This window comes from Pseudomonas sp. Y24-6 (assembly GCF_020295325.1).
Classification (GTDB): domain Bacteria; phylum Pseudomonadota; class Gammaproteobacteria; order Pseudomonadales; family Pseudomonadaceae; genus Aquipseudomonas; species Aquipseudomonas gregormendelii.
The window spans coordinates 277,065-287,988 of the sequence record NZ_JACBXG010000003.1; the positions used below are offsets into that span (position 1 = coordinate 277,065).

A 10,924-nucleotide genomic window follows, 5' to 3' on the forward strand; every position below is an offset into this window, starting at 1 on the left:
TATGCGGCCATAGTGTTATTTGGCTTGCGCTTTTACATTCCAAGAATGCGCGGCATGACATAAAGTGCCATCACCCAATGTCATGGCTTGCTCCCCTTCGGTTGGCTTTCTTCGTAAATGGTTTTCAATGTTATAGAGTCTACAATTCCTTCAAATAGCAAAGCCAGTCTTCCGGTTTGCTGATAGCCCCTCTCATTACTTATAGGGTCAAATCGAAAAAGCTGTGCAGAGCCCGGCTTTCGCACCACTCTGAACATTCCGTAACCCGACAAGATCAAGTCTGTTGTGTAGTACGCCATGTTGCCGCTGTTACTATCCCTAAATAACGCCTGATAACCACGCCGAATAGGTCCTTGAGTAGCAGTTATGCCTGGGCCATTATAAATATTAGCCGCGCCTTCTGCGATATTGTTTGCCCCGTGACTGACTAGAAGTGCGCCAGGTATAATTCCGACTCCCCAAGATGCCCCTCCAACCACTACGCCGGCTTTAATCTGTGCGCCGCCTGCTAAAACATTGATGCCGTTCTGTGCATAAAAGGCTGCCTTGGATATTAGCTCTTCGTTTTCTGCGCCGATGCGTTGCAACCCGTCCCACGCGCTTATCAGGCCCTCATCAACAGCCTGAATAATTTCGTCAGCATAGGCGGATACAATCGATCCAAATCGTAGCCGCTCGATGCTATCAGGGATTTGCGCCATGCCTATGCTGCAGCCAACTGCAACTAGATCAGAAGCCGACCGGGTTACATCGTGAATATCGCAGGTAGATTCATTCATCCCCATTCATCCAAGCGCAATAAGCACTTGTCGCTCCTGGAACATGCGCCCAAGCAATATCTCTATATCGAATAGAAACTAATTCTTGCGGCTCTGCATCATTCAAGCGAATAGCATGGGGTACCTGCTGGCTTATATGCGCGATCCGCGCACCTCTGAGGTGGATCGAATAATACCGCTCTTGCCCTCCAGGCGAAGCGATCCGGTATAAGTTGATCGTGCATTCCAATTCTTCACCCGCATGCAGCGCGCTCGCTAGCAGAGGCGATGACTTATCAATGGCTTTGGTGATCATGATAGGCATGTGTTTGCCGCGACCGCCCGTAATGCTTCCGTCGTTGCCTGCAACCATATCGTGCGAGTAAGCCAGCACCATTATTTCGTCCTGATGGCCGAATTGGCATTTGTTACCAATAGAGCTTTGGCTTGAGCAGCCGGCTGAAATCAAGCCTTGATGCTTGCCGGTAATGCTCATGTAACTATGACTTGCCATGAATGTCTCTCCTTAGATTATTAGGAGCGCCAGATTATAGAAAAAGGGCGGATAGCGGGTGTAGGCCATTTCTGAAATTGTAAATTTCACCCTGTTATTTTTAGCTACGAACTCACTGTAGGAAACTCTGACTGAGTTTGGAGGATAAAGACGTCAGGGGTGATCGCTTTGAGATCGGTTTTCTTAAAGGTATCTATATTTTCGTCTTTGAAGGTCTTTTAGCGCAGACGTATAAAGGAGGATGCTCATGGAGCAGAAGTTAAAGCAGTCCGAGGGAGCAGTTCCAGTTGAGCAGACAAAAAAAATCCGATCCCAGAGATCTGGCATCGGATTATCGGAGAAGCCCCGCTAGGGCTCCAACTGCTTTAGCAAGCAGAGTTGTCCCAATGGTGGAGTTTTACATGACGATCTGGATCAGCTGCCTTTGACAGCCTTGCCGTTCACCGTACCGTCCAGGAGCATGATGTTGTACTCCTTGCCGTCGGTTTCAACCTGCTGCAGGCGGACCAGCAGGTAATCCCAATCCTTGGCAAACCACAGCACGGTAATGCGCTTGCTCTGAGTTGGATCGCGCACGCGCTCGACCTTGATCGCGTCGATCTGGCCAGCCTTGGTGTCGACTTTTTCCGAACCCAGCACGCGGAAGTCATAAGTATCGACTTCACCATCATCGACCACCTGATAGCTCATGCTTTTCTTGCCGGCCGCCACGTCATGCTGCAGCGCGAGCTGATACGTGGACTTGTCGACCATGCCGCGGTTCAACGGCAGCTTGACCGGGTCACCGCGATCGGTGCCGGTCACCATTTTGGTGGTCCAGTCGAAATCCAGGTCGGCTTTCTTGGCTTTACCCAGACCACCACGTTCGAAGTGGTAGGACTGCGGCAGCAGGGTGTCCTTGTCCAGTGTCAGGGTGCTTTCTTCGGACAGGCTGGCGATCATCATCGAAGCCTTGAAGCTGAGCTTCCAGACACCATTGGCCTCCTTGGTCAGGCTGCGCGATGCCGTGCCGCTCATGGGCAGCTGTTTCCAGTCGGCAGTGTAGCTGGCGGAGAAAGGTTGAAGTTCTGCAGCCTGTGCCAGGGGCAAGGCGAGCAGAGCGCAAGCGAAGAGCAGGGCGCGACGCATAATATCTCCTAGGTTCGAATCAAGTGGCCGCTGGCGGCGAGTAACTGTCCGTCCAGTAAAGCACCTTGCTCATCCAGTGATAAGCGACCTTCGGCAAACCAGCGTACGGCCATCGGGTAGATCAGGTGTTCCTGGGTGTGGACTCGCTGCGCCAGACTCTGCGGCGAATCATGCAACTCTACCGGTATTACTGCCTGTACGACCAGTGGTCCGCCATCGAGTTCCTCGGTGACGAAGTGTACGGAGCAGCCGTGTTCAGTGTCGCCGGCTTCCAGCGCGCGCTGATGAGTGTGTAACCCTTTGTATTTGGGCAACAGCGAGGGATGGATATTGAGCAGGCGACCCGCATAGTGACGCACGAAATCAGCGCTGAGAATGCGCATGAATCCTGCCAGCACCACGAGTTTGGGGTTGAAGGCGTCAATCAGTTCGATCAGCGCGGCATCGAAGGCCTCGCGGCCATCGAAAGCCTTGTGATCCAGGGAGCGGGTGTCGATACCCGCGTCCCTGGCGCGTTGCAGGCCATAGGCGTCGGCGCGGTTGGAAATCACCGCAGCGATGCGGACCGGGCTGTCGCCGGTCCGCGTGCTGTCGATCAAGGCCTGCAAGTTACTGCCGGTGCCGGAAAGCAGTACCACGACATCACAGGTGGCGGATATCCGCTCTTGCATCAGTGGGCCTTAAGGTTATTCAGTACGACCTGAGCCGCGCCTTCGGCAGCGGTGGAGATCTGACCGATGACCCAAGGCTGCTCGCCAGCTTCGCGCAGGACGTTCAGGGCGCTTTCAACGTGCTCTTGAGCTACGCAGATGACCATGCCAACGCCGCAGTTCAGCACGCGGTGCATTTCGTTTTCGTCGACGTTGCCTTGCTCTTGCAGCCAGTCGAACACGGCAGGGCGAGTCCAACTGGCAACGTCAACCACCGCCTGGGCGCCTTTTGGCAGAACGCGCGGGATGTTGTCCAGCAGGCCGCCGCCCGTGATGTGGGCCATGGCTTTTACGGCGCCGGTGTCCTTGATCAGCTTGAGCAGTGGCTTGACGTAGATGCGGGTCGGGGCCATCAGCAGGTCGGTCAGCGGCTTGCCATCGAGCTGGATGTTTTCGATGTCGGCACCGGACACTTCGATGATCTTGCGGATCAGCGAGTAGCCGTTGGAGTGCGGACCCGACGACGGCAGGGCGAGCAGGGCATCGCCGGCAGCGACTTTCGAACCGTCGATGATTTCGGATTTTTCCACGACACCGACGCAGAAGCCGGCCAGGTCGTAGTCTTCGCCTTCGTACATGCCAGGCATTTCAGCGGTTTCGCCGCCGACCAGGGAGCAGCCCGACAGTTCGCAGCCAGCGCCAATGCCGGTGACAACCTGGGTAGCGGTCTCGACGTTCAACTTGCCGGTGGCATAGTAGTCGAGGAAGAACAGTGGCTCGGCGCCGCAGACCACCAGGTCGTTCACGCACATGGCCACCAGGTCGATGCCGATGCTGTCGTGTTTGTTCAGGTTCAGTGCCAGGCGCAACTTGGTGCCCACGCCGTCGGTGCCGGAAACCAGAACAGGCTGCTTGTAGCCGGCCGGGATTTCGCAGAGGGCGCCGAAACCGCCCAGGCCGCCCATGACTTCCGGGCGCGCGGTGCGCTTGGCGACGCTCTTGATGCGTTCGACCAATGCTTCACCGGCGTCGATGTCTACACCGGCGTCCTTGTAGCTCAGGGAGGGTTGCTTGCTCATGATCCAGGCCTTTAGGGGGGATTCAGGGGTAACGACCGAGTCCAGCGGGACCGCAGGAACAGACGAGGGCGGGTGCCATGCGCGAATTCCAGGGTGCCCGGCTGTTGCCGGTCTGCGAAGGCGCGCGATTTTATCAGGCTTGAAGGGCAGCGGCCATCCTCACGCCGACGGCAGGGGCATATCGGCCGAAAAAAAACCGTCACAGGCCGTATTGGTCGTCTTGCTCATGGCTGTATAAGGTAGCGCCATTAACCGTCTATCGTTAGGACAGTGCAAAAACTTGCCCGGGCCGGGTGAATGTTTTGCCGCAGGGTGTGGTCACAGCCATGCTCGTCCGGTTCACGCGGCCTGTTCCAGCCGCTCCAATAGTCAGGAATCTTTCATGGGTTTTTTTCCGAAATGTTTGTTTGTGGGCTGTCTGTCGCTCTTCAGCCTGGCCGGCCATGCCGAGACGGTTAAAAGTCTGTATCAGGTGCGTCAACCTGTGAGTGGCCAATCGCCGGAGATTCGCGACCAGGCGACCCAGGAAGCACTGGATACGCTGGTGCTGCGCCTGACTGGCGATCCCAAGGCCGCGCAGAACCCCGGCTTGGCCGCCATCCGCAAGGACCCGCAGCAGATCATCAGCCAGTACGGCTTCGAAGCGGGACCGCCGCAAGTGCTGAAAGTCGATTTTGACCCTGCGACCACCGAGCAGGCGCTGCGTCGCGCCGGTTTGTCCCTGTGGGGTGCCAATCGCCCGTCGATCCTGAGTTGGTGGTTGAACGACGCCACTGAGGGTTCGAGCCTGGTCGGTGATGGCCAGGCCAGCGCGACGCCGCTGCGTCGCGCGGCCCAGCATCGAGGGCTGCCATTGCGCTTGCCGCTGGCGGACCTGAGCGAACAACTGGTGGCGACCGGACCGACCCTGGAAGGCGGTGACGCGGCGCCACTGCGCAGCGCCTCGGAACGTTACAACGCCGATGCCCTGCTCGCCGTGCATGCCAAGGAGGAGGGCGGCCAGTGGCAGGCAACCTGGAATTTGTGGATGGGCGACAAGAAAGAAGCAGGCAGCGTGCAGGGTGCCGATCAGGCCGCTGTCGCGGATGCCGTGATGCTCGCGGTCAGTGAACGACTGGCACCGCGTTTTGTGGTCAAGCCAGGCGCGTCTGGCGAGCAGTTACTTGAGGTCCAGGGCATGAACCTGGAGCGCTATGCCGCCCTCGGGCGGTTGCTGGAACCCTTCGGCATGCGCCTGCAGAGCGTCAATGGCGACCGGATTCTCTATCGGGTTCGCGGCAGTGCCGAACAGTTGAAGGCTCAGCTGTCCCTGGCGAAATTGCAGGAGTTGCCAGCCGGGGAGGCACCTGCACCGGTGCCGCCGGTACAGCCTGCAGCCGATGGTGCGGCGCCTGCCGTAGCGCCAGCCCCGGCCCCGGTTCCGCAGTTACGTTTTCGCTGGTAGTTTTTCTTTCCTTATATAGAAGCAGGAGTGGTTCATGGCCGATACGCGGCGTTGGTTCTGGTTGGGTGGAGTCGTCCTGCTCTGCGCGTTTGTCTGGCTGTTGCATCCAATCCTGACGCCGTTCCTGGTGGCGTTGCTGTTGGCCTATCTGTTCGATCCCCTGGTGGACAGGCTGGAGAAGGCCGGGCTATCACGCACTTGGGGTGTGATCGCGGTGTTTGCGCTGTTCACCTTGATCGTCACTACGCTGCTGCTGGTGCTGGTGCCGATGCTGGCCAAGCAAATGCTGCGCCTCTACGAGCTGGCCCCGCAGATGCTCGATTGGCTGCAGCACACGGCACTGCCATGGGCTCAGTCGAAATTCGGCTTGTCGGACGGCTTCTGGAAGTTCGACAAGCTGAAGGCGGCAATCAGCGAGCACATGGGGCAGACCACTGACATCGTCGGTGTGGTGCTGAGCCAGGCAACGGCTTCCGGCCTGGCGGTGATCGGCTGGCTGGCGAACCTGGTGTTGATTCCGGTCGTGAGTTTTTACCTGCTGCGGGACTGGGACCTGATGATGGCCAAGATCCGCAGCCTGCTGCCGCGCGATAGCGAAGAGCGCGTTGTGAGCCTGGCGGGCGAATGCCATGAAGTGCTGGGCGCGTTTGTGCGCGGGCAATTGCTGGTGATGGTGGCGCTGGGCGTCATCTATGCCGCGGGCCTGATGCTCATCGGGCTTGAGCTTGGGCTGTTGATCGGCTTGATCGCCGGACTCGCGGCCATCGTGCCATACATGGGGTTCGTGATCGGTATCGGTGCTGCGCTGATTGCCGGGCTGTTCCAGTTCGGTGGCGATTTGTACCCCATGATCGGCATCGTTGCCGTGTTCATGGTGGGGCAGGCGCTGGAGGGCATGGTGCTCACGCCATTGCTGGTGGGTGACCGTATCGGCCTGCACCCGGTCGCCGTGATATTTGCCATTCTGGCCGGGGGCGAGCTGTTCGGATTCACCGGCATCCTGCTGGCCTTGCCAGTGGCGGCGGTGATCATGGTGCTGGTGCGCCACATGCATGATTTGTATAAGGATTCGGACATCTACAGTGGCGAGGATGAACCCGAGCTGTAGCGGGCGGCTTTGAGGCCTGACCGCCGCCCGGTCCCGTACCGGGCGGTGTGTTTCACGCCTGCTGCAGACGCCCACACCGTCAGAGAATCTGTCACCAAACCGGCAAGCTAACGCAAACCTTTGATTTTGCTTGTGGTCTGTCGCATTGTGCGGTCAGCCTCACGGGTATAAACTTCGCAAACTTTACACAGAGGCCACTAACGGTTCCGTCGGAACTGTTCAGTCAGCATGAAACCGATTCAGCTGCCCCTAGGTGTGCGTCTGCGTGATGACGCTACCTTTATCAATTATTACCCAGGCGCCAATGCCGCTGCACTCGGCTATGTCGAGCGACTCTGCGAAGCCGACGCCGGCTGGACGGAAAGCCTGATTTACCTGTGGGGCAAGGACGGCGTGGGGCGTACGCACCTGTTGCAGGCCGCCTGTCTGCGCTTCGAACAGATGGGCGAGCCAGCGGTGTATCTGCCACTGGCCGAGCTGCTGGATCGCGGCATCGAAATTCTCGACAACCTCGAACAATACGAACTGGTCTGCCTCGATGATCTGCAGGCGGTGGCCGGGCGCGCGGATTGGGAAGAGGCGCTGTTCCATCTGTTCAATCGCCTGCGCGACAGTGGTCGGCGTCTGTTGATAGCCGCATCGACTTCGCCCCGGGAACTGCCGGTGAAGCTGGCGGACCTCAAGTCACGCTTGACCCTTGCCCTGATATTCCAGATGCGTCCGCTGTCCGACGAAGACAAATTGCGCGCTCTGCAATTGCGCGCTTCCCGTCGCGGCCTGCACCTGACCGACGAAGTAGGGCACTTCATCCTGACCCGCGGCACGCGCAGCATGAGTGCCCTGTTCGAATTGCTGGAGCAGCTTGATCAGGCTTCCCTGCAAGCGCAGCGCAAACTCACCATTCCGTTTCTGAAAGAAACGCTGGGCTGGTAAAACCCAGTCCCTGCAGGCTTTTTGCTACTTTTCAGGCACGAGAATATGCGCTTTCCTGCAGGGGCAGGCCGCGCGAGTGTCTAAATAGGGCATTAGCGCTTAGATGAAATCGCGAAACCGAAAAGTCACATAAAGTTCGATTGAATTTGCAAATGAGGATGATAGCGGGCATAGTCTCGGCTTCTTTACAACTATCAGCCACGGTCGTGCCCATGCTAAATCGCTTCGCACCCCTCGTGCCTCTCGCACTCGTTACCCTGTTGTTCGGCTGCGCCGCTCACTCTCCAGTCTCCGAGCCAGCGCCCCAGCAACCGGTTAAATCTTCCTTTACCGCCCAATCCTCTTCCGTTCGTTATCTGGAAACTTCATTCCAGGAAGAGTCGGCTACCGATAAACAACTCGCCAGCTTCGCTGATGGCAAGTCGTACCAGCTGCCGGTTCTGGCAGACAGCATCCTTGAACGCGGCATGTCCCTGATCGGTACCCGTTACCGTTTTGGTGGTACTTCTGAAGCCGGTTTCGACTGCAGCGGTTTCATCGGCTATCTGTTCCGTGAAGAGGCCGGCATGAACCTGCCGCGCTCGACTCGGGAAATGATCAACGTAGATGCCCCGCTGGTTTCTCGCAGCAACCTCAAGCCGGGTGACCTGCTGTTCTTCGCTACCAATGGTCGTCGCGGTCGCGTCAGCCATGCCGGCATCTACCTGGGGGATGACCAGTTCATCCACTCCAGCAGCCGCCGTAGCGGTGGCGTCCGGGTCGACAGCCTGGGTGACAGCTACTGGAGCAAGACCTTCATCGAGGCCAAGCGAGCACTCGCGATGGCACCGACTATCGTCACTGCTCGCAAGTAAGCCTACAGTTTGTAAGGCGAACTTAAAGTCTTACTTGAAGTTTGCTGTATAGCGTCTAGAATCCTGATCTATTATTGATGGCTAACCGCCTGCGCACTGCGCCGGCGGTTTTCTTTTCTGCCCTTCCGGTGGAAACAGCCGCAGCCAGATCAGGGTGTTCTGTATATGAAGACGTCGGCCCGCCTTGTACTCATGATCGCCGCAGCGCTGCTCAGCGCCTGCGCCAGCCGCACTCCGCCGCCAGCTCCGGCACAGGTGATTCGCGCCCCCCTGGTTTTTGGTCCTGCCCAACCCTTTTCCCCTGAAGCCGAAGACGTGCTGTTTCGCGCCCTGGGTCTGGTGGGTACGCCTTACCGCTGGGGCGGCAATACGCCAGACGCCGGTTTTGATTGCAGCGGGCTGATCGGCTATGTGTACCGCGATGTCGCGGGTATCACGCTGCCGCGCACGACCCGCGAGATGATCGGGATGCAGGCGGCCAGTGTGGGCAAGGAAGGGTTGCAGACGGGCGACCTGATTTTCTTCGCCACCAATGGCGGTTCGCAGGTCAGTCATGCCGGAATTTATGTCGGCGAAGGGCGCTTTGTGCATGCGCCTGCCACGGGTGGGACGGTCAAGCTGGACAGCCTGTCCAAGGCCTATTGGCAAAAAGCGTATCTGAGTGCCAAGCGCGTGTTACAGCCGGAACATCTGGCACGCAATCCGTAGGAGCCGGCAAGCCGGCCCCTACAGGTTTCGGCGTGCAGCGTTACTGAGTGGCCGACACCCGCCATACCTTGTTCCCGACATCATCCGCCACCAGCAGATCCCCCTGCTGATTGATCACCACACCCACCGGCCGGCCCATGGCTTTTTCCTCGTCGTTGAGGAAACCGCTCAGCACATCGATCGGTTGCCCGGTCGGTTTGCCGGCGTTGAACGGCACGAAGATCACCTTGTAGCCGCTGTGGGGTTTGCGGTTCCACGAGCCGTGCTGGCCAATGAAAACGCCTTCCTTGAACTGCGCTGGCAAGGTATTGCCTTCGGCGAAGGTCAGGCCGAGAGAGGCGGTATGCGGGCCGACCGCGTAATCCGGGGCAATGGCCTTGGCGACGAGGTCCGGATTCTGGGGCTCGACGCGCACATCGACGTGCTGGCCGTAGTAGCTGTAAGGCCAGCCGTAAAACGCCCCGTCCTTGACCGACGTGATGTAGTCCGGCACCAGGTCGCTGCCGATTTCGTCACGTTCATTGACCGCGGTCCAGAGAGCGCCGGTGTGGGGTTCCCAGGCCATGCCGTTCGGGTTGCGCAGGCCGGAGGCGAAGATGCGGTGATTGCCGGTGGCACGATCCACTTCCCAGATAGCTGCGCGGCCTTCTTCCTGATCCATGCCGTTTTCCGCGACGTTGCTGTTCGATCCTACCGTGACGTACAGCTTGCTGCCGTCCTTGCTGGCAATGACGTTTTTGGTCCAGTGGTGATTCAGCGTACCGCCCGGCAGGTCGACCACCTTGATCGGTTGAGACTTGATCGTCGTATCGCCGCTTTGATAGTTGAAGCGCAGCAACCGATCGGTGTCCGCGACATACAAGTCGTTGCCCACCAGGGTCATGCCAAACGGCGAGTTGAGATTTTCCAGAAACACCGTGCGGGTCTCGGCGACGCCGTCATGGTCCTTGTCCCGCAGCAGCGTGATGCGGTTCGGGCTGGGCACGCCCGCACCGGCGCGGCCCATGACTTTTTTCATGACCCAGCCCTTGATGCCTTTGCCGTCCTCGGGTTTGGGCGGGGCGTTGGTTTCAGCCACCAGCACATCACCGTTGGGCAGCACATACAGCCAGCGAGGGTGGTCGAGGCCTTCGGCGAATGCGGCCACCTGGGTACCGGCGGCAGCGGTCGGCTTGGTACCGTCGGGCCAGCCGATGGCCGGGGCGATGTTCACCGTCGGTATCAGGGTCTTGTTCGGTTCCGGCAATTTGGGTGACGGACCGGTGCCGTCGGAGACTTGCAGGCTGGAAGTTTCACCGCAAGCGGCGAGTCCTCCGGCGAGGGCGATGACGAAAACGAGCTGGGGCTTGCGCATGCTGACCTTCCCTATGAATGCATTGACCTGTTTAGTAGAGAAGCGCAAATGCGCGATGGTTCAACGGGGGTAAATCAATTCAGCACCGCAGGCCGGACTTTAATTGACGCTCCACCCCCAACCCTCTAACCTTCGCGGCTTGTTTCAGGTGCCCTGTGACGTCGTCGACAGGGTGAAACAGGGAAGCCGGTGAGTGGTCGCTTTCGAGCAAAGACTGATCATGATCCCGGCGCTGCCCCCGCAACGGTAAATGAGTGAAGACTGCGCCTTGTGCCACTGTGTCGAGCAATCGAGATGGGAAGGCGCGCAGTCAGGCCAACAGCCGCTCATGAGCCCGGAGACCGGCCTGATCCATCCAGCGGCATCACGGTGGGCGATGCCAGGCTTCTTGCCG

11 protein-coding genes and 1 riboswitch are annotated in these 10,924 nt (G+C 58.8%); of the genes, 5 read left to right on the forward strand and 6 right to left on the reverse strand.

All coding sequences use genetic code 11. The features are described from left to right. Window positions 1-80: 80 nt before the first annotated feature. From HYI44_RS07655 to purM, 5 genes are all read right to left on the reverse strand, one after another. Window positions 81-779: a DUF4225 domain-containing protein gene (locus HYI44_RS07655; protein WP_225569086.1), complete on the reverse strand. Its 699-nt coding sequence runs from the start codon at window positions 777-779 to the stop codon at window positions 81-83. Continuing rightward, window positions 772-1,272 carry an Hcp family type VI secretion system effector gene (locus tag HYI44_RS07660; protein WP_225569087.1) on the reverse strand — a complete coding sequence of 167 codons (501 nt, stop codon included), beginning with the start codon at window positions 1,270-1,272 and terminating at the stop codon, window positions 772-774. Before HYI44_RS07660 ends, HYI44_RS07655 begins: the two co-directional genes overlap by 8 nt. 414 nt (window positions 1,273-1,686) lie before the next feature. Continuing rightward, window positions 1,687-2,400, reverse strand: a complete 714-nt coding sequence (locus tag HYI44_RS07665) for a DUF3108 domain-containing protein (RefSeq protein WP_122837993.1) — start codon at window positions 2,398-2,400, stop codon at window positions 1,687-1,689. Between the two features lie 8 nt (window positions 2,401-2,408). Further along, a complete protein-coding gene (purN, locus tag HYI44_RS07670; RefSeq protein ID WP_263868332.1) occupies window positions 2,409-3,071 on the reverse strand; it encodes a phosphoribosylglycinamide formyltransferase in 663 nt (220 codons plus the stop codon). Next, window positions 3,071-4,129, reverse strand: a complete 1,059-nt coding sequence (purM, locus tag HYI44_RS07675; RefSeq protein ID WP_045060553.1) for a phosphoribosylformylglycinamidine cyclo-ligase — start codon at window positions 4,127-4,129, stop codon at window positions 3,071-3,073. The genes purN and purM overlap by 1 nt, the downstream gene beginning before the upstream one ends. Window positions 4,130-4,511: 382 nt before the next feature. Here purM and HYI44_RS07680 point away from each other — a divergent pair, with 382 nt between their 5' ends. From HYI44_RS07680 to HYI44_RS07700, 5 genes are all read left to right on the forward strand, one after another. Then, window positions 4,512-5,573, forward strand: coding sequence for a DUF2066 domain-containing protein (locus HYI44_RS07680; protein ID WP_122837996.1), 1,062 nt, complete (start codon window positions 4,512-4,514; stop codon window positions 5,571-5,573). A gap of 34 nt (window positions 5,574-5,607) precedes the next feature. Beyond that, on the forward strand, window positions 5,608-6,681 hold the full coding sequence (locus HYI44_RS07685; protein ID WP_225569088.1) for an AI-2E family transporter: 1,074 nt from the start codon (window positions 5,608-5,610) through the stop codon (window positions 6,679-6,681). Window positions 6,682-6,909: 228 nt separating this feature from the next. Further along, window positions 6,910-7,614 (forward strand): DnaA regulatory inactivator Hda, encoded by a 705-nt coding sequence (gene hda, locus HYI44_RS07690; RefSeq protein ID WP_045060556.1) that lies wholly within the window; start codon window positions 6,910-6,912, stop codon window positions 7,612-7,614. Window positions 7,615-7,826: 212 nt separating this feature from the next. Continuing rightward, window positions 7,827-8,468, forward strand: a complete 642-nt coding sequence (locus HYI44_RS07695) for an NlpC/P60 family protein (RefSeq protein ID WP_225569089.1) — start codon at window positions 7,827-7,829, stop codon at window positions 8,466-8,468. 165 nt (window positions 8,469-8,633) lie between these two features. Continuing rightward, window positions 8,634-9,176: a C40 family peptidase gene (locus HYI44_RS07700; protein WP_225569090.1), complete on the forward strand. Its 543-nt coding sequence runs from the start codon at window positions 8,634-8,636 to the stop codon at window positions 9,174-9,176. Window positions 9,177-9,216: 40 nt separating this feature from the next. On the opposite strand, the gene HYI44_RS07705 is transcribed toward HYI44_RS07700, so the two are convergent. Next, window positions 9,217-10,530 (reverse strand): PQQ-dependent sugar dehydrogenase, encoded by a 1,314-nt coding sequence (locus tag HYI44_RS07705; protein WP_225569091.1) that lies wholly within the window; start codon window positions 10,528-10,530, stop codon window positions 9,217-9,219. Between the two features lie 129 nt (window positions 10,531-10,659). After that, a riboswitch (cobalamin riboswitch) is annotated at window positions 10,660-10,895 on the forward strand. Window positions 10,896-10,924: the final 29 nt, after the last annotated feature.

Excerpts from the sequence above, each read along its gene's own strand:
- HYI44_RS07655 (WP_225569086.1), bottom strand. The coding sequence starts at position 779 with ATGAATGAATCTACCTGCGATATTCACGATGTAACCCGGTCGGCTTCT.
- HYI44_RS07660 (WP_225569087.1), bottom strand. The coding sequence starts at position 1,272 with ATGGCAAGTCATAGTTACATGAGCATTACCGGCAAGCATCAAGGCTTG.
- HYI44_RS07665 (WP_122837993.1), bottom strand. The coding sequence starts at position 2,400 with ATGCGTCGCGCCCTGCTCTTCGCTTGCGCTCTGCTCGCCTTGCCCCTG.
- purN (WP_263868332.1), bottom strand. The coding sequence starts at position 3,071 with ATGCAAGAGCGGATATCCGCCACCTGTGATGTCGTGGTACTGCTTTCC.
- purM (WP_045060553.1), bottom strand. The coding sequence starts at position 4,129 with ATGAGCAAGCAACCCTCCCTGAGCTACAAGGACGCCGGTGTAGACATC.
- HYI44_RS07680 (WP_122837996.1), top strand. The coding sequence starts at position 4,512 with ATGGGTTTTTTTCCGAAATGTTTGTTTGTGGGCTGTCTGTCGCTCTTC.
- HYI44_RS07685 (WP_225569088.1), top strand. The coding sequence starts at position 5,608 with ATGGCCGATACGCGGCGTTGGTTCTGGTTGGGTGGAGTCGTCCTGCTC.
- hda (WP_045060556.1), top strand. The coding sequence starts at position 6,910 with ATGAAACCGATTCAGCTGCCCCTAGGTGTGCGTCTGCGTGATGACGCT.
- HYI44_RS07695 (WP_225569089.1), top strand. The coding sequence starts at position 7,827 with ATGCTAAATCGCTTCGCACCCCTCGTGCCTCTCGCACTCGTTACCCTG.
- HYI44_RS07700 (WP_225569090.1), top strand. The coding sequence starts at position 8,634 with ATGAAGACGTCGGCCCGCCTTGTACTCATGATCGCCGCAGCGCTGCTC.
- HYI44_RS07705 (WP_225569091.1), bottom strand. The coding sequence starts at position 10,530 with ATGCGCAAGCCCCAGCTCGTTTTCGTCATCGCCCTCGCCGGAGGACTC.